The 19,193-nt window shown below is 41.1% G+C and carries 16 protein-coding genes; 6 read left to right on the top strand and 10 right to left on the bottom strand.

All coding sequences use genetic code 11. The features are described 5' to 3' along the window. Window positions 1–2,033 precede the first annotated feature (2,033 nt). Complete coding sequence (gene surE, locus APHWEB_RS05575) at window positions 2,034–2,786, top strand: 5'/3'-nucleotidase SurE (protein ID WP_020848895.1); 753 nt, start codon at window positions 2,034–2,036, stop codon at window positions 2,784–2,786. 130 nt (window positions 2,787–2,916) lie between these two features. Continuing rightward, window positions 2,917–3,342, top strand: coding sequence for a cytochrome c maturation protein CcmE (ccmE, locus tag APHWEB_RS05570; protein ID WP_011450642.1), 426 nt, complete (start codon window positions 2,917–2,919; stop codon window positions 3,340–3,342). Window positions 3,343–4,150: 808 nt separating this feature from the next. On the opposite strand, the gene pyrF is transcribed toward ccmE, so the two are convergent. Further along, window positions 4,151–4,837, bottom strand: a complete 687-nt coding sequence (gene pyrF, locus APHWEB_RS05560) for an orotidine-5'-phosphate decarboxylase (RefSeq protein ID WP_020849291.1) — start codon at window positions 4,835–4,837, stop codon at window positions 4,151–4,153. Next, window positions 4,803–5,615 (bottom strand): TatD family hydrolase, encoded by an 813-nt coding sequence (locus APHWEB_RS05555; RefSeq protein WP_011450644.1) that lies wholly within the window; start codon window positions 5,613–5,615, stop codon window positions 4,803–4,805. Before APHWEB_RS05555 ends, pyrF begins: the two co-directional genes overlap by 35 nt. 466 nt (window positions 5,616–6,081) lie before the next feature. Here APHWEB_RS05555 and APHWEB_RS05550 point away from each other — a divergent pair, with 466 nt between their 5' ends. Continuing rightward, complete coding sequence (locus APHWEB_RS05550; protein WP_011450646.1) at window positions 6,082–6,321, top strand: TatD family hydrolase; 240 nt, start codon at window positions 6,082–6,084, stop codon at window positions 6,319–6,321. A gap of 82 nt (window positions 6,322–6,403) precedes the next feature. Here APHWEB_RS05550 and APHWEB_RS07035 read toward each other — a convergent pair whose 3' ends face one another. Further along, entirely contained in the window at window positions 6,404–6,535 is a 132-nt protein-coding gene (locus tag APHWEB_RS07035) for a hypothetical protein (protein WP_011450647.1), read from the bottom strand. A 16-nt stretch (window positions 6,536–6,551) separates the two neighbouring features. Between APHWEB_RS07035 and APHWEB_RS06140 the strand changes: the two genes are divergently transcribed. Then, window positions 6,552–6,767, top strand: coding sequence for an orotidine 5'-phosphate decarboxylase / HUMPS family protein (locus APHWEB_RS06140; protein WP_370882745.1), 216 nt, complete (start codon window positions 6,552–6,554; stop codon window positions 6,765–6,767). Window positions 6,768–7,430: 663 nt separating this feature from the next. On the opposite strand, the gene leuS is transcribed toward APHWEB_RS06140, so the two are convergent. Next, complete coding sequence (leuS, locus tag APHWEB_RS05545) at window positions 7,431–9,911, bottom strand: leucine--tRNA ligase (protein WP_021799034.1); 2,481 nt, start codon at window positions 9,909–9,911, stop codon at window positions 7,431–7,433. A 128-nt stretch (window positions 9,912–10,039) separates the two neighbouring features. Between leuS and APHWEB_RS06590 the strand changes: the two genes are divergently transcribed. After that, window positions 10,040–10,198, top strand: a complete 159-nt coding sequence (locus tag APHWEB_RS06590; protein ID WP_020848897.1) for a hypothetical protein — start codon at window positions 10,040–10,042, stop codon at window positions 10,196–10,198. Between the two features lie 212 nt (window positions 10,199–10,410). Here APHWEB_RS06590 and APHWEB_RS05540 read toward each other — a convergent pair whose 3' ends face one another. Continuing rightward, entirely contained in the window at window positions 10,411–10,605 is a 195-nt protein-coding gene (locus APHWEB_RS05540; RefSeq protein ID WP_155238369.1) for a hypothetical protein, read from the bottom strand. A gap of 869 nt (window positions 10,606–11,474) precedes the next feature. Then, entirely contained in the window at window positions 11,475–11,744 is a 270-nt protein-coding gene (locus APHWEB_RS05535; RefSeq protein WP_020849292.1) for a hypothetical protein, read from the bottom strand. A gap of 186 nt (window positions 11,745–11,930) precedes the next feature. Here APHWEB_RS05535 and APHWEB_RS07210 point away from each other — a divergent pair, with 186 nt between their 5' ends. Next, on the top strand, window positions 11,931–12,125 hold the full coding sequence (locus tag APHWEB_RS07210; protein ID WP_080502898.1) for a hypothetical protein: 195 nt from the start codon (window positions 11,931–11,933) through the stop codon (window positions 12,123–12,125). A 763-nt stretch (window positions 12,126–12,888) separates the two neighbouring features. Here the strand turns inward: APHWEB_RS07210 and uvrA are convergent. From uvrA to yidC, 4 genes are read right to left on the bottom strand one after another with little or no spacing between them, the layout of a single operon-like run. Then, window positions 12,889–15,753 carry an excinuclease ABC subunit UvrA gene (gene uvrA, locus APHWEB_RS05530; protein WP_020849293.1) on the bottom strand — a complete coding sequence of 955 codons (2,865 nt, stop codon included), beginning with the start codon at window positions 15,751–15,753 and terminating at the stop codon, window positions 12,889–12,891. Between the two features lie 28 nt (window positions 15,754–15,781). After that, entirely contained in the window at window positions 15,782–16,627 is an 846-nt protein-coding gene (gene nusB / locus APHWEB_RS05855) for a transcription antitermination factor NusB (protein ID WP_021799035.1), read from the bottom strand. Between the two features lie 4 nt (window positions 16,628–16,631). After that, the gene (locus tag APHWEB_RS05520; protein ID WP_020849294.1) at window positions 16,632–17,090 is read right to left on the bottom strand and encodes a 6,7-dimethyl-8-ribityllumazine synthase; all 459 of its coding nucleotides are present in this window, start codon (window positions 17,088–17,090) and stop codon (window positions 16,632–16,634) included. A 12-nt stretch (window positions 17,091–17,102) separates the two neighbouring features. After that, entirely contained in the window at window positions 17,103–18,809 is a 1,707-nt protein-coding gene (yidC, locus tag APHWEB_RS05515) for a membrane protein insertase YidC (protein ID WP_011450654.1), read from the bottom strand. Window positions 18,810–19,193: the final 384 nt, after the last annotated feature.

Raw genomic sequence — 19,193 nt, 5'->3', positions numbered from 1 at the left:
AACATTTTCGGTATATATCCTGAAAAAGATAAACACACTTGAAGTTATCAAGTAATGAGAAAGCCAATCCCTCAGGATATAAAACCTACTCTCAGTACAAATTATTGTGCCAACCACAACTACTTAAAAAATAGTTCTTTCTACGAAGAGAATTGATAGATATCTCTCTAGCACGAGATATGTCAGCAGTATGAAATGTCTGTAGTGGTGTGGTATATGTGGCAGCAAATGCTCTGTCTTTTCTTAGTATGCATTTAACGCTTAGGTTCATAGCTGATATCCGAATGTCATTTTTTTATATGTGAATGAACTGTGTTTAGGCTACTTACGTACCTGAACAGTATATTAATCTGCTTCTATAAGTGATAAGCGCAATATATCGTGTGCGGTGTTAAATTCGGTGCTAATCTTCAGTTATGTAGATTCCTTGATGCATGCTGAAAGAACTGTGGTTTTCATAGAAGCATGTACTGCAGATTATGTGTACCACTTTATCAAGATTACGAGCATACTTTATCGAGATTATAATCTCCTTCTATAGCGAGATAGGTGGAACATTCTGTTTTTTAGTGGTATGTTTTGTGGTGTAGGTACTTTAAGCTGGAATTTGGAGTACGCTCAGGTGCCTTTTTGTAGGGGAATAAGGATTGTACCTTACTCAGCTTGTATTGCAGATGTAAGTCATGGAAGTATGTAAGGGAAGCGCTTTTTGTTCTTTGTTGATACCTGTAATAGGGTAATATTTACGTTTGTGAGAGAGGTGTACTTAAAGTTCTATAGTCTTGAGCTAGGATTACATCACTACCTTCTTGGTACTCATTTTGGTATGTTCTCATAGTTAAAATTATAGATCTATGAATTGCGTTTGATTTGTTATTTTCTTTATTCTCAAGCACTCACTAAATTATGGGCGAAGTCTTCGATGTAAGGGGGCTTGTATAGCCTACGAATAGGGATCTTATATATCTCTTTTAACCTTCCAGGGTATTTATCTTAAGTGATATGAATGGTAACGTGTATCGCAATGGGCGTACACAAAGATAATACTTCTATGGATCATTAAAGTGCGTTGTATCAGGTACAGATCATGAGTTTGTGTCTTTGTACATTATTATGACAGGATAGAACACTCTGGTATATTCTCCGCTGTTTTGCGTGCGTATCTTAGCGCCTGTAAAGTTTTTCTGACACAGTAATGCTGCGCAACTCTGTTTTTCAGTAGGGTCACTATACTTTTTTGAGATGCTTCTCGGATATTGCAAGTGAGAAACTTACCATTTCTTTTTCGTGTACGTGCCAAGAAGTAGGGCTGTAGTGTATTTCTGATGACTCTATCATGCTAAGAATTACCTGAATTTTTGTGCGACTTAAAAGGCATAATTTCGGACCCAACTTGAAGAACAGTGACATATATACTCAGCAGGGAGTACGTGCCCTGGTTTTGAGCAGTGTCTCTGGATACTGGGGAGTAACGCATACGTTGCAACAGAAGGAGGTGTGAGTGCAACTTGGGATTTGTACGGATGCAGAATAGGGATGTACAGTGTGCTATCCTGCCTATCGACAGGGAAATGCCTTGGACAAAACATAAAGTAACTTTTTTAGGGTAGTAAGTTTGTCATGGCTATGCGTCAGGGTTGATAATGCGCTGAAAGGTAGCCCAATTTCTGTGGTGCACAATCACTTATGCGTAATTTATGGAATTGTCCAACGGCATGGTGATCAATACTAACTGATGTTTCAGCAGTACTGCGTATTGCACTTTAATTCTGAATTGAAAAAGCGGCGGTAATGAATTTTGCATTAACGATCAGGAGATTGGTTACGTAGTATTTATCTAGAAATTACGTAGTACTATCTCTAATTACGGTGAAATTATCTATAACACCCTATAGGCGCATAACATGCTTCTTTATTCTATATTAAGTAGAATATATGCCGTTGTGCATTAAAATAAAAAAGGTAGTTACTTCATATAGCGATTTATGCTAGAGTGTTGCGATTTGCCGTAAGCTTTGCTATGAGGTGTATAGGTGAGGGTTCTGCTAACAAATGACGATGGGTTTTTCGCTCAGGGCATGCAGGTACTGAAGGGCATTGTATCTCAGGCTTTCTCAGAAGTATGGATATCGGCTCCTGCGCGGAATTGCAGTGGTATGAGCAGATCTATAAGTGTAGGTGTGCCTGTAGAAGCACGTAAGGTCAATGATAGGGAATATACTATCTCTGGTACACCAGTTGACAGTGCGGTGTTGGGACTGCACATAATGAAGAGTGTTGCGGGAGTTTTGCCGGATTTGGTATTATCCGGTATTAACTACGGTTCTAATGTTGGGAGCAAAGTCTTATATTCTGGTACTATAGCTGCAGCGGCTGCTGCCGCCTCTATGGGGATCCCGTCGATTGCCATTAGTCAGGAATATTGTGGTACTGATATCAACTGGGGGAATTCAGAGAAAGTAGTGCTAGATATAGTAAAGCAGCTAATGGATGATCCGCGTTGGGATAGAAAGTCTGTGATGAGTATTAATGTTCCACATTTTGATATTTTGGGTATGCACTTCACTGAACAAGGTGATTATTGCCCATGTGGTGACGTTGCTGATGCACCTGGAGAGGAGCCAGATTGCACTATCTATACAATATGCGATGTGAATAGAGAGACAAAATTAGAGCGATTCCAAAAGGCGAGCAGCGAGATGTTGCGTGCGGGGTATATTATAGTTACTCCGGTTGGTTCTGATCTCACAGACCATAGTACTTTGAATCGCATGCTAGGTAGTTAGCAAGGGTTAACTATTATGTATCCGGTATACCTGGCTTATGCTCTGGGCTTCAGCATCTTGGCATTGTTTGGTGTGTATGTTGTGAGGAGCTTTCTGAAGAGTAAGCGGGTGCTTAGAGAAGTAGTCAATAATGCAAAGAAAACATAAACGTATTCTTTTTGTAGCTGTTTCATTTATAGCTTTAGGGTGCGTATCTGCTTTTGTGTTGTTTGAGCTCAGCAAAAGTATATCCTTTTTCTGCACTCCTACCGAACTTGTAGCTGATCCCATAAAGTCGTCTCGCTATCCTATCCGTGTAGGGGGAATGATAGTGAAGGGTAGTATTGTGCGGCATGGTGATTCAGTAACTTTTTCTATAACGGATTTAGGGACTGAACTTGAGGTTACGTATAGAGGGGTATTACCCCCTATGTTTGGTGAGGATGTTGGTGCTATAGCAAAGGGGCGATTTGTAGATGGGGTATTTATAGCGGAGGAACTCTTAGCCAAACACGATGAGAAATATATGCCTAAAAAGTATTCATCATCAGATGCCGCTGTTATTGGTAGTAGTTAGTCTATTATTGGGAGATCTACAGCGAAATTGCGTGGAAGCCATGTGAATCACTGCTATGTAATCGTGCATTAGGTGTTTTGTATCGCTATTCTCTTCTCAAGATATCTCAGTTCATTACTGAGGTATGCCTTTGTACTTGTGACTTCATCACTCTGGATACTAGAATTAAGATCATTAGCTAGTTAGGTAATAGTTCTTTTGTTAGTTTTCGAGCTATGGATTGAGAACACCATTTCCAAGATGTTGCTGATATATCTCAGCGAACTCTTATCCTCTCAATATTTTTCACTTTTTGAACACATGTGCTCAAGGCCATTAGCACGTCTTTAGATTGAACTGCTTTGCTAGCTTCGTATATAAAATCAGTGATGCAGTAAAACTTTCATGCTCTCTGTTGATGAACGTGCCTCAGCGGTAATTACACGCAGAGGTGTTATTGTACTGGTATGCTAATGACGATATACAGAAGATTGTTTGGAAGTCTATCTTGATCTATGACATTCCCTTCGTATTTCATCTCTACAAGTTTTTTACGAAACATTATGAAATCGGAAGTAGCTACAAGCGAGGTTATGCGGCAATAGCATCCTGTGAGGGGCCAAGACGATATTCAGGCAGAAAATTGTTTGTAACCTTTAAAGTTATGGGACAATAGCGTATCTGCGTATAACTTGTGCGTAGACCACTACAGGTTTTTCACAATAACTAACAAATGTGATGCAGCGGTGACCGCATTTACGCTATAAACCACCGGATATGTTCAATCTGATTCTACGTACATAGACGCAATGACTTGTGCAAAAGGGTTCTAAAGCGTCTTTAAGATCTTGTCTATCTCACCGGCAGGATCTGAACTCTGTGTAATCACACGGCCTATAACAAGGTAGTCAGCTCCAGCTGCAAGTGCATCTTTAGGAGTATCAACTCTTTTTTGGTCTCCTGTTGCAGATTGAGCCATCCTTATGCCCGGTACTACAAGCTTTAAAGATGGATACTTTTTACGTATACTAGCCACTTCTTTTGCAGAGCAAACTATTGCGTTAAGACCTGAGCTCACGGCAAGATCTACTAGATTCATAACGTGTGCTTCAACTGAGGAATTTATCCCACAAGCTCGAAGATCAACATCGTCCATACTAGTGAGGACAGTCACCCCGACAGGTTCTATATCGCATTCCTTAAGAGCATCGATAGCGCCCATAATCATGTTTTTCCCACCGCTAACATGTATGGTCAACATATCGATAGCAGGAAGGTTTACCACGGATTTTAACGCACCACGGACTGTATTAGGAATATCGTGTAGTTTGAGGTCTAGAAATATTCTAAATCCTAGATCAACAATTTTCTGTACACCGGAAAGTCCGTGAGCTGTAAAAAATTCTAGCCCTACCTTTGCCATAGCAACCTTACCAGATATTGCCTTTGCTAAGGTAGTTGCACGTTCTAGATCTGCTGTATCAAGAGCGCAAATTATTGGATTCTTCTGATGCATAGTATAGACGAGCACATTTATCAAAAAGTGTGAAAAAATTCTTCGTAGTTACTTCGCTAACTACGTCAACGCTTTCTTCCCATATCTGAGCCAAACTTTCTACGACAAATCTGGTCATCTCTGGAGAGTTTTGTTTCCCTCTGTGGGGCTCTGGACATAAATATGGTGAATCGGTTTCGACAACTACACGGTCTCTGGGGACAAATTTAGCTATATCTCTCAAAAACCCTGCATTTTTGAAGGTAAGAATGCCAGAAAATGAGATATAGAGTCCAGCATCGAGCGAGTGCCTTGCCAATTCCATCGAGGAAGCAAAACAATGCATAACTCCTTTGAATGCACCATTTTTCATTTCAGAGGCACAGATTTCAGCCATTCTAGTATCAGCATTTCTTGAGTGAATAATGACAGGTAACTGCGTTACTCTAGCTGCATCTATATGAGCAAGAAAGCTTTTCTCTTGTTTATCGATGCCCTCTTCACTCCGATAAAAATCTAAACCGGTTTCCCCCAGACCGATGACTTTATTATTTTGCGCAAAGGCAACCAAATCATCTACTGAACTAAATTCGCCCTTGGCACTATTACAAGGATGGACACCTACAGAGGCATATACTTGTGCATAGCCATTGGCTATCTCTAGTAGTACAGGAAACTCTTCTATAGTAGTGCATACAGTCTGCATAAGAGACACTCCCACGGCACATGCGTGATCGATAATATCCCGCAGGCTTGCAGAATCAAAATAATTTAAATGACAGTGCGAATCTACTATCACCAACAATACTCAGTGAAAACCAAAGCAACCTCTGGATTCTATCAGGTTTGCCGAGAAGCACAACGTAGACATTTAATAAATTGCTAGATTAAGACAGCAGTGTTTTAAGTGCTAGTAATACTCAAAGTCGTGCTCATGCATTGTTACTAGAGCAGCTACCATCTTCTATCTCGTTCAAGGAGCCAAAAGTATGGGTAAGACAAGAGGTCATGATGTTTTGGTAGGGCATGTATGTGCAGACTGTGCTGAGATATTGGCTCTCAAAGATGTTTTTCCTTGTATATATTAGCGAGCACATGCCCTAACAATATCAATGTTCAGTCCCTTGATAGGAGTTGGCATCACTCCATTCATGATTACTCTGTTGCGCTTCTATGCCAGCTCCTAGCGCTTTTGCTATTCTTTCTATTAGTAGTAAATTCAGCTTTCACATCTTCAAAGGTGTTTCTACTGCTAAATTTCATGATTGCCAATAAAGAAGATCGATGGCGTCGAAACCGATTCACCATATTTATGTCCAGAGCCCCACAGAGAGAAACAAAACTCTCCAGAAATGACCAGATTTGTCGTAGAAAGTTTGGCTCAGATATGGGAAGAAAGCGTTGACGTAGTTAGCGAAATAACTACGAAGAATTTTTTCACACTTTTTGATAAATGTGCTCGTCTATACTATGCATCAGAAGAATCCAATAATTTGCGCTCTTGATACAGCAGATCTAGAACGTGCAACTACCTTAGCAAAGGCAATATCTGGTAAGGTTGCTATACAGTTACATTTCCGTGCTTCATCAGTAAGACGCGTCAACTGAGGCAACGCTCTCTGTCTCATACGTCATACTCTCAAGAGATACTAGGCTAGTTCCCGGAGCAAGACCAGCAGCACCTTGAAGAGCACGAGAAGAAGAAGTACCTGCACGCAATCTCTCTCCTGCCTGGTTGCGCGGAGTAACGTGGCGTGAAATATCAAAGACGTCATCATCAACATCAACGGCAAAGGTAGGGCTAGAATTTTTTACAGCTCACGGACTTTCCGGTGTACAGAAAATTGTTGATCTAGGATTTAGAATATTTCTAGACCTCAAACTGCACGATATTCCTAATACAGTCCGTGGTAAACCCTCCTGCTATCGATATGTTGACCATACATGTTAGCGGTGGAAAAAACATGATTATAGGAGCCAATGTAACTTAGAGGGTATAGTTCTACGGCTATTCCTCTCCATCAAGAACAGTATCACTCCCATGATACTTGTTACATATCACCCGTGGCAACTTCTCATCCTATTGAAATTTCGTTTCTCAAAAAAACACCATAGAAGCTTTTGTGGACTATTTAAATTGTCTTGCATGCCTAGTACTCTTCAAATTCTTATCTATCGAAATCTCATTTCCCTAGAAACGCACTAAAATACGTCATAGCATTCAGTACCATTCGCATTTGCTGAGGAGCATCTAATTACACGCATCACAAACGTATAGATTCTTATTGCATTATGCTCCATAGAGTATGCGATACATCACATACTCCTAGATTGTTGTGACAATATTATTATCCACCTTTCCAAGCACATGTTCTTTACCAAACGCTCTTTTATTCTGCGCTGCGCAAGTTCTACGGCTGCGGTCTTGACCTTTTCATCGTCACATTGCAACTCTACCCTAAGAGTACCGCAAAATTTGCCATCTACTTAAACGGCAATGGTAGCAAAGTTTTCTTCGAGTAGGGCCTTTCTTACACGGGGCCAAGGCTGCCACAAAACATAGTCCTTCTCATATTGCACCTCCATAGCGCATTATCGTTACACATAATCAATCTTAGGCCTTTGTAACAATGTTCACTACCTTTCCAGGCACATAGTGCACGTTCTTTACCAAACGCTCTTTTATTCTGCGTTGCGCAAGTTCTAAGGCTTCGGTCTTGACCTTGTCATCGTCACATTGCAACTCTACCCTAAGAGTACCGCAAAATTTGCCATCTACTTGAACGGCAATGGTAGCAAAGTTTTCTTCGAGTAGGGCTTTTCTTACACTGGGCCAAGGCTGCTCACAAAGCATGCCTCTTCCGCCGATAATCTCCCATAACTTCGCAGTCAAATGAGGAATAAATGGTTCCATAACTCTCAGTAAAATGCACACAGATTCATTAATGACGGAATTGCTAGCTGAACACTTCATCATTTCAAAAACTATGTTGCTCATCTCTCTGAATTTTGCTACGGCACAATTTAGCCTACAGTGCTCTATATCACCCTCAATGCCATTGAGAAGTTTGTGTACTTTAGACAGGAACTCAAGATCTTTGCCACTTACGTTCTCATTGTTAAACTCAGTGCTAATACTAGTATTACTTCCTAAAACCTTCCACAAGCGCTCCAAATACCGCCATGCACCTTCGACACCACAATCAGTCCATTCGATATCCCGCTCTGGAGGAGTATCTGATAACATGAACAATCTTACAGTATCTGCTCCGTACTGCTTGAGTATCTCGCTGGGATCAACCACATTTTTTTTAGATTTACTCATTTTCTCAACTTTGCCTTGAAGGACTTTTTTACCTTCAGCAGCCATTTTTTCGGCATCCTTGGGAAAAAGATAATTCCCAGACCCGTCTTGATATGTGGTGTGACAAACCATACCCTGCGTAATAAGATTCCGGAAAGGCTCCTCGATTTGTAAGTGTCCGCATTTACCCAGCGCTCTGCAGAAAAATCGAGAGTAAAGCAAATGTAGAACAGCGTGCTCTATGCCACCTATATAGTAATCCACCGGCAGAATTCTGTTGCTATCAGACAGGTTTAACTCGTTTTGTCTGCTGCAAAATGCTGCAAAGTACCATGAAGACTCAAAAAAGGTATCAAAAGTATCAGTTTCGCGTTCTGCATCTCCCCCACAAACGTGGCATTTTACGTGTTTCCATGTTGGATGATTTGCGAGCGGATTGCCACCTTTTGAGAAATCTACATCTTTTGGTAACCGCACGGGTAAATCCTTCTTATCCACGGGTACTATTCCGCACTGCGTGCAATATATTATCGGAATAGGGCACCCCCAATATCTCTGCCGTGATATTCCCCAGTCATGCAGCCTATAGTTGGTTACTTGCTTACAATTGGCAAGTGACTCCAGCTTTTCCAGCATTACACGTTTAGCATCGCCAAGACGTACTCCATCAAGAAAGCCGGAATTACAGTATACCCCATCCCCAGTGTATGCTCTTTCCTCTAAGTTACATACCGAACCATCTTCAGGAAACACCACTTGCTGTATTGGTAATCCATAAAGCTTGGCAAATTCAAAATCCCTTTGATCATGAGCAGGGCATCCAAACACCGCACCTGTGCCAGAGTCTTCAAGAACATAATTCGCGACGTAAATAGGCAATTTCTTGTCTAAAAACGGGTGCTTTGCTACCAGTCCTGTGTCTATACCCGCCTTTTCCGCATCTTTGCACTGCAGAGCAGGTTTCGTGAGCTCATTAATACGTTCAGCAAATCCTGCTGCTTTAGCATATTGCAATATAGGATGATCAATGGAAACAGCGCAGAACGTCGCTCCAAAAAGCATATGAGGCATGGTGGAGAACACTTCTAACTTTTGCTCACAGTCCGTATCAAATTCTATTACAACGCCTTCGCTTCTCCCAATCCAGCGCTGCTGCATAAGCTTAACCTTTTCAGGCCACCCTGGGAGATGATTCAACCCATCCAGAAGGCTTTGAGCGTAATCAGTAATCCTCAAAAACCACTGGGATAACTTGCGACGCTCTACCAGCGCACCGGAGCGCCAACCTCTGCCATCAATTACCTGCTCGTTAGCTAAAACTGTATTATCTACCGGATCCCAATTAACCCATGATTCCTTGCGGTAGGCTAATCCATTCTGTAAAAAGTCGATGAAGAAACTTTGTTCATGCTTATAGTAGTCTTCCGAGCAGGTAGTAATTTCCCGATCCCAGTTATATGAGATACCTATCGCTTTGAGCTGTGTTCGCATGGAATCTATATTATTCCTCGTCCACAATTCAGGGTTAATACCATAGGACAGAGCGGCATTTTCAGCCGGAAGACCAAAAGAGTCCCATCCTATGGGGTGCAGAACAGAAAACCCCTTTGCACGCTTAAACCGAGCTATTACGTCCCCTATGACGTAATTACGTATGTGTCCCATATGTATATTTCCCGAAGGATATGGGAACATACTAAGGACATAGCAGTTTATATTTTCGCTTTTGTCAATAGTAAAGCAGCACCGCTGTTGTATCTCACTCTCTATATTTTTAAAATCATAACTCATGTACAATGGGCCCCGGTGTTTTGTATATTCCACTAAAATGCTTGGTGATTTTGCATACAGAGTGCGCGTCACCATTTGCTAACTATACCATATAATCTAGAAGAGCAATACATGAGCAAAGCGTAGTATTGTTATGTGAATTCCACTTAGCTAAGGAGCTGGCTGATGGTGTAGTTGCTGGTCAGACTGACAAGCTTGCTCTTGCCAAGACTTCCGGTCAGGACATTGTTCAGTTTGCTAAGCTTAAATCAAGAGAATGTTTAACGAAAGTATGGGCCATGATTTGAAAACGCCTCCTATTCCTGAATATAAAATACCCTCCAAGTTTGTGGCAAAAGTGTTAATGCACTGCAATGCGTCTAGCATGTGAATTCTTTCATATAATGCTAAAAAACTTTGCCATACACAGTAGCAGTTTTACCAGATAGGTATATGGCGCCAGGTGAGAAGCAACGCTAACTGAATCCGGAATTTGCCTACATAAAAAGGAATCTGTTCTTCAATATCCTTCCCAGTATATTATTGCTCTTTCCTCGATTGCAGAAATGCAAACACCTAATACAACGCGTAATTTATTACACTTAGCCCTAAAAGAACCATCCTCAAACACTATACGTTGTAACTTTTGACGGTCCTGAAGACTTAAGTAATGAAATAGCTCATGCCCTTGAGAATATACTGCATAGAGTGGCATAAACACGCCACTTTCTTTATCAGTATCAGTGGGGAGTATCATAAATTTCGTCAGTATCAATTTTCTATCGACGAGAACGAACCTGGGGGAATCTGGAATTTTCTTCTCAGTAGTAGGGTAAAGCAGGAATCTTCTACTAAAGTACTAGGATGTGAGAATTTGCAAAGCTATATACTGTGCCCAAAATGGAGTGACTCATTTTGCGGTTGTGTCAGTAATTTTTATATGTAGGGTTCAGAAAAAACAGTTCAAGAATCAATGTCCGATATCAAGAAGGGAATATATTACTGATCTTTTATGATTTGGTTTGCTGCAAGAGATTATTATCTAAGAAGCCTTTGGTTTATGATCGAAAATGGAAATTCTGAGCAGGACATTACTGTAGCGAGTAATTTGTATCGGATATGTTTGCCAGAGCACAAAACGATTTGAATTTTATCAGAATTATTGTGATAAGAAAAACACGCACTGGCATCCAAAGGCAATATACCCGGGAATAGCTGAACCAATGGTATCGATAAATTCTCCAACGCTAAGGTTTTGTGATATGGCTGTCCCTGGAGGACCGCAATTTATTATCTTGAGTTAATTTATTAGATATAAGCTATTCCTCCTTGAATCCCGCTTAGTATAGCACATACCGAACGATACTTTGACACCTACAGCATCATATACTTTTTGAGCACAAATCCCACCGTTTTTCGGTAAGATCTTCTGAATTTACTAGCGGGGAAAACTTATCGGTATTTTTTAGCATACTTTCTCTCCAAACAAGAGCCTGCTCTGTGGTTTATGTTTTCTACAGATAACCGCAGCCGCATATAGTCTTTTTTTCATAGCTGATAAGTGAAGGACTGATCAAGAACGTTCTAAGCTTGTGTAAATGTTTGCACCCGTAGGCCGATAGTATACTTCTCATCGAAGATGCTAAAGACATTATCAATTTCCATCAAAGCTCCATAACCTTCTAGGTAAGTTTGTCTACTGTATATTTCCACCGAAGATTGTTGGGCTTTAATATGACTTTCTAAAATAGTTTGCTTACTTTCCATATTGAGTAATCCACATGCACAATCTCCACACTTATCAAAGACCTTTTCCGCAATTTTTACCTGTATTCTCATAGCCAACGACTGCATGACACAGACATGTAGCTACAAGAACTATATGATGGGGATTTTATACTTATACAGTAAGTGTCACGGGCAAAAACACCGCAAATTCCAAGATACTAACACTAATAATATCCCATGCGGACAGCATTTTTGTGGGTTGAATATCCATAAATTGCCTTATCTCTACCCTGATGTGATTTATTCCACGTATTGTATGGTAAATCAGCAAGCTATCATGAGACCAATGCAATCATTTGCAGTACTAGAAAAACATGTCCCGGTCTGAGTAAATCTGATCTGTATGCAGAGCATATTGGGGGAGGAGAAAGTTTTAGGACCGGATTGTTTGATAGAGTACTAATGAAAGACAACCATGCGGTATATCGGAATGCGTTCACAAGGTAAGGGAAAAATTGGGTAACGTTGTCATTATCGTAGAATGTGATGCAAGTTTAGGAATCTGTTCTGAACAACGAGAATACAGTAATGCTGGATAACATGTCTCTGGATAATATAAAAAAGTCAGACAGCATCGTTAATTCACGTTTAAAAATAGAAGTTTCTGGTTGAGAAAATCTGAAAACGTGCGACCTATTGCTGATTGCTGATTGCTGATTGCTGATTGCTGATTGCTGATTGCTGATTGCTGATTGCTGATTGCTGATTGCTGATTGCTGATTGCTGATTGCTGATTGCTGATTGCTGATTGCTGATTGCTGATTGCTGATTGCTGATTGCTGATTGCTGGGTAGACTATATATCCGTAGGCTGCATTACAAATGCAGTAAAATGCAAAGACATAGGCCTAGATGTCATAGAATAGAGGTAGCTAAAAAGTATGTGCGACTTCCCCTAAGAGCCTATATCCTTCTCAAATTCCTTAAATTTCATTTTTATAAGTTTACCAGCGCTTCAGAGAGTTAGTGTCTGAAATGTGTTTAGGGTGGAAATCCCATTTCTTTAGTAATCTTCCAATCAATAAATTTTCAGACTTATAAGGTCTTTGATATTGATCTTTTTTAGCAACAACAATGTTAGATGCGTAGGTATTGCCAATGGAATGTTCATTAAGTCGCGAGATGTGTTGCGGAATAGTATATAGCAATGGGCCATAGGCTTAGACTATGCACTCAGCTGCAGCAATTCATAGGCTGCAATTTCAGATCATTTAGGATTTAGCGCTCTTTAAGTAAGGAGCTAAGTATTTAGCAGTGATGCTGTTAGGATAGTTCTTCACAAGTTCATGCGGTGAGCCGACTCCCACAACTTCACCTCCATGAGTCCCACCTTCAGGCCCAATATCTATTATGTAATCAGCAGTTTTTATTACGTGTAAATTATGCTCTATCACCACTACAGTATTACCCATGTCAGAAAGCCGATGTAGAATTTGTAGCAAGTTCTGAATATCAGAAATATGCAGCCCTGTAGTGGGTTCATCAAGAATGTATAATGTGTTCCCAGTCGACCGCTTCGATAGTTCTTTCGACATCTTTATTCTTTGTGATTCACCCCCAGATAGGGTAGTAGAGGGCTGTCCGATCTTGATATACCCCATTCCTACACTTTGTAAGGATTCTAGCTTTTCTCTGATGAGAGGAATAGCTGAGAAAAAGTCCAATGCTTGGTCAACAGTCATATCCAAAACATCAGCTATAGACTTTCCTTTGTATAGAACTTCTAAAGTTTCTCGGTTATAGCGCAGCCCGTTACACTCCTCACAGGTGACGTACATGTCAGGTAAAAAGTGCATTTCTATTTTCATATACATGTCACCCTTACAAGACTCGCATCTTCCACCTTTAGCGTTAAAAGAAAATCTACTCATCGTATATCCGCGTGATTTTGCTAAAGGTAGCCCAGCAAACCACGAACGTATATGCGTGAATAACCCTACGTAAGTAGCGGGATTTGAAGCAGGCGTTCTGCCAATAGGGGATTGGTCTATCTCTATAACCTTATCTATATTCTCAAGCCCTAGGATTCCAGCGCACTCCGTTGGTGGAGGTGTAACCCCATAGACTTTATGCAGAGCATACGGATACAGTATATCTCCTATGAGACTCGACTTTCCACTCCCAGAAACCCCCGTTACACAGGTAAATCCACCAATGGGAATCGTTACATCAACATTTTTGAGATTATTTTTATAAGCACCTCGAATCTTAATCCATTTTGAGAACGTTTTATTGCAATCAGAAATCGGAATATCCATCTTTCCGCTAAGAAATCTCCCTGTTATACTATCAGTATTAGAAAGTATCTCTTCCAAACTGCCTTGAGCAACAATTTGTCCTCCATTAACCCCTGCACCAGGACCCACGTCAACTATATGGTCCGCATGCATCATAGTCTCTTCGTCGTGCTCAATAACTACAACAGTGTTTTCCAAGTCCCGAAGATTCTTTAAAGTTTCAATTAGTAAAGCATTGTCACGTTGATGTAGCCCAATAGAAGGTTCGTCAAGAACATATAGAACTCCAGTGAGGCTAGATCCAACATGAGACGCTAACTTTATACGTTGACTTTCACCGCCAGATAGTGTCCTAGACTCCCGATCTAGCGTCAAATATCCAAGCCCGACGTTCGACAAGAAAGTAAGCCGCCTTATTATTTCATCTAACAGCTTTGAGCAGATTTGTTTCTCGAAATCCGTCAGTCTAGCAGGTAACCCCTCACACCACTCAATCGTCTCACTTACCGTCATGGCGCATACATTACCAATATGCTTCCCGTCAATTTTCACACTCAAAGCCTGAGGTGATAATCTAAAACCGGCACAGTGAGGACACTTTCTAAATACAGAATACCTTTCCGCTATTTTTTCAGCCACTACGTTTCCTGTATCACTTAAATAGCCCACGACACCCTTAAAATTTCCCACCTTAGCCGCGTTGAGATCTCCCTCTTCATTCCCAAACATTAGCAGGTTGCGGGATTTCAAATCCAAACGGTGCCAGGGTTGAGCTATATCGATGCCAAACTTTTTAGCGATAGCAAGTATCTCAGTGCAACATTTATGCACGAAAGTAGACTCATACGACGAATAACACGCGGGTTTTACCGGGCCAATAGGATCTATAGCGCCCTCAATGATAGATAATTCCACATTGGGTACTAGCATATTTACATCTACAGCACGGCTTCTTCCTAGACCCATGCAGTATTGGCATGCACTATTTACTATGTTGAACGAAAAGAGCTTTGGCTCTATTGCTCCCACATTAAAGCCACTATCAGGACAGAGAAAATGCTCTGAAAATACCAATACTTGGCCTTCTACATATTCACCATCAGTGTAATCACCAGGTAAGGTTACTATTTTAACGCATAAGACCCCATGACCCACAGCTAACGCATTTTCCACACTACTCGATATGCGATTCGATCTCTCTCTAGTTATAACTAAACGATCTACCACCACTGAAATATCGTAGCGCTTGTTATGCTCTAACTTGGGAATCTCATTAATATCGTAAACTACCCCATCTATACTTATTCGAACATAACCTTGTTTACGTATGTTAGATATTTCTTTAACATACTCAGTATGCTTATCCTGGGCGATGGGCGCAAGTAAGTATACCCTCGCTCCGGGAGGAAGATTTGCTATCTCCTTCACCATCCGCGATGCTGTAAATTTCACGATCGGACGATTCGTCGTAGGAGAATAGGGCACTCCCACTCTAGCAAACATTAAACGCAGATAATCATGTATTTCCGTAACCGTAGAAACAGTAGAACGCGGGTTTTTCCCGGCCGTTTTCTGACTCACAGAGATAGCAGGTGATAATCCTTCAATGGAATCCACATCAGGCTTAGCCTGTAGGTTCACAAATTGCCTTGTATAAGAAGAAAGACTCTCGACATATCTACGCTGACCTTCAGCGTAAAGCGTATCAAATGCTAGACTAGACTTTCCAGAACCGCTAACACCAGTGATGACTATGAGCTTATTCTTAGGCAGATCTACATCAACGTTCCTAAGATTATGAACCCTTGCACCACGAATGCTGATGACCCCTTTAGCCATGACAAGCCATACCTCTACGAGCCACTCACTAGCAACTTACCACCAGCAGATCAGAAGACTCTACTTCGGATACGGTACGAAGAGCTTCAGCCACGCTCGTATCTCCACCCGAATCCATAAGATCATCCAGACTTACAGACTCGGTCCCTCCGTTATCATCCTCCTCAATTTCTTGATAGCACTCAATATGTGGGATTTCAGAATCACCCAAAACTCTACCAGTAGTACCTTCCCTAGAAACTACGGGAATTTCAGATTTTGAGACACCACCCAAATCTGCATCTGCAGCATTATCAACGCTTTCTAGCTTCACCCTAGCTCCTGCGCCCAGATTTAGCCCGTTCTCACACTTCGCCGTAGAGACCCCATCAGAATCGTCTGCAAAAGTTGATAATGACAAATCGCATTCAGGAGACCGCACAGTCTTTGCCTTATTCAATATGGCATTAACAAAATTGACCTCACTCTTCTCCAGCACAGTAGAAGCTATCCCTACATATTCATTTATTATAACACACTCACTAGTCTTTAAACAGAGCAACTCACACACGCCAGCTCTCATCACAGCTAGGCTCACCAAATTTATCCTCTCCATCGACCATTTTTCATTTAGATGCACCGAAATTAAACTATCCACCTCGTTACATTTCTCTATCATGCACCCCAGAATTTTAGACAGCAACTTCTTGTCCACCCTATGTAAATCTAGCACTTCCTGCATTTCACACAAGTGCTCCAAGAGGTCCTCCAGATCAGATGCTGTGTAAGCACCAAACATCATGGCGTAAGCACCCTGTACCGCTAGGAATCTAGCAGAAGTTTTTCCAACATGCCATGGCATGTCATCGTGAGCTCCATTAACCACTTTTTCCATCATGCTAGCCCAAAAACCTTCTATACAATTCCAGCATTCTTAACATTGCAGCAGCCGCTCTACCACCTATATTTATTCCATTTACATCAGCCCTTTCCATAGCCAAACTCATAGTATCAGCAGTTATTATACCCGTACCCATCGGCACTGCATGTTGCACAGCAATGTCACTCAGGGCCGAAAAAGCCGAGTTCGAAACATGAATATTATGGTCTGTATATCCCTTTAGAACACATCCCAACGCTACAAACCCATCGTAAGACTCCCTATCACTCATGACAGCAAAAGAGATTGCCGGTGGTATCTCTAGAGCCCCAGGCACTTCAATAACCTCACATTCTGCAGCAGCATTATAAGCCTTGATCCTTTCTATAGCCCCCTTTACAAGCTGTCCACAAACCTCAGTATGAAAAGACCCAACAACAATCAAAGCACTCAATTTAGCATCCATAACACTTCCCATCACGACTACACACTAACCATTTGCACCTAGCTCTTTTCTACAGACAAAGTACCTGATTACGATTTGCTGCAGAATGGTTATAACGTTGCTACATATCCAGTATAGCACAAGTCCCGAAGGAAAAGAGGAAAATACAAACACAAAGATATATGGCAAGAATTTCATGACCCCATATCGATCCGGCGTAGCCTGATCTTTTTGCATTACTTTTTGCTGCAATACCATTGTAAGACCCAATACAACAGGCAAAACACCTATACAGAACGGTGGCTCCAAAGGAATTAATCCAAATAGATTTAAGAAGTTTGCTGTATCTTGACTAGAAAGATCCCTTATCCAACCAAATAGAGGAGCATGACGCATCTCGATAGTAACAAATAGCACCTTGTACAATGCGAAGAATATTGGAATCTGAATCAATACCGGAAGAAACCCAGAGAGAGGACTAACCTTATGCTTCTTAAATAAAGAAGCTATCTCCTTACTAATTCTAAGGTCATCGGTTTTATACAGTTCCTTTATTCTTAAAACCTCTGGCTGTAGCCTCTTGAGCTTAAACATTGAAACGTATGACCTCATCGATAGAGGAAAGGCTACTAACTTGATAGCTACCGTTAACATTACGATCGCTAAACCAAAATTTCCTAGCAGCTTATGAAAGTACTGCAACAGTAAAAATACAGGCTTTGTAATAAAATATAACATGCCAAAGTCTACTGCCTTATCGAACATTGGTATATTTAGCGTATCCTTATATTGATCCAAGAGCTCTAACTCTTTTGCTCCCATAAATAGATGCGTTACCGCCTCTACCTTATCATGCGCTCCTATCGTACCGTGCGATTTACTGTAATCTACCTGAAAGCGACTTGCTCCCTCTCTGTAAACGCGCTGCGTACGGAAGGCCAGCTTTCCTTGTTCAGATGCTGATGGTATTAATGCTGTAAACCAATACTTATCTGCAAACCCAATCCAGCTGCGTCCGCCATCTTCTCTAGTTACACCGCTGAGCCGTATACTTCCAGCTTCCTCTAAATTTTTATATGTCCACTCTTTAAGCCCATGGCCAAAACTACCAATGGCACCTTCGTGCGAGATCCAGAAAGATTTACTACTCTTAGAATGCGCTCTATTAATCCGACCATAATGTGCAAGGTGCACGTTAACATCAGTATTATTAATAACTTCTTGAGCCACCGTGAGCATATAGTCTTGATCCACGGAGAACTTCAATCGAAAAATTAACCCTTCCCCATTATCCCAACGGATTGTAAAATTCTGCTCATCGCTACCATCTTCTAGAGCCCAAACAGTATCCCTGCCTGGAACCTTAAGTACATGTTTGGGATCAACCCACCCAAACTCTACCATAGAATCACTAACTGTCCCTTCAGGAGACATTAGAAGCACATTTTCCGAATTTTTATCAAGCGATACCCGGTATTTTACCAAGGACGCATCATCTATCAAAGCACCCCTCAGTGATACGGAGGCAGCTAGCTTTGAGTTCTTAAGCTCAACGCGCGGGACTTGCTTTAGCGCATCACTATAAGAAGCATAATCAACAATATCATCAACTTCTGGTATTAGTGATTCCGATTCCTGAACCCCTTCAGGAACAGTTTTCACCGCGAAAAACTCTCCATAAATGTATTTCCACCCTAGCATTATTGCAACAGATGCAACGACCGCCAGTATCAAATTACGAACTTCTGACATATACACAAAACGCCATGTAAGTGACTTCAGAGCACACAGAACTGCATGCCACCGGATCAGCTAAGCTAGCATATAAAGCATTGCAACGCAATACGGATATGCTCACTAAAATGTGCCATTTGGAAGTATAGTATGTGTCTTTTTAAATCGACGTGCGCGGCTTAGCCCTTCTTTTTAAAGTATAGAAGCGACATTATCATCTATTTTTTACAGCGTTTGCTATGCTGTACTATAGTCAAATACAGCCTTTTTCTTATCTTTTGAGTGAAAATCAATATAAAGTCTTTGATACATACCACAATGACGAGTCATGGTAGTATCCATAGGATAAGTTTTCTTCTACTATCTAACAAACTTATACCCTAGAGTTATTTGAGACCTCAA

The sequence above is a fragment of the Anaplasma phagocytophilum str. Webster genome, from assembly GCF_000964685.1.
GTDB classification, from domain to species: domain Bacteria; phylum Pseudomonadota; class Alphaproteobacteria; order Rickettsiales; family Anaplasmataceae; genus Anaplasma; species Anaplasma phagocytophilum.
This window is presented reverse-complemented; position numbering and strand designations above follow the sequence as displayed.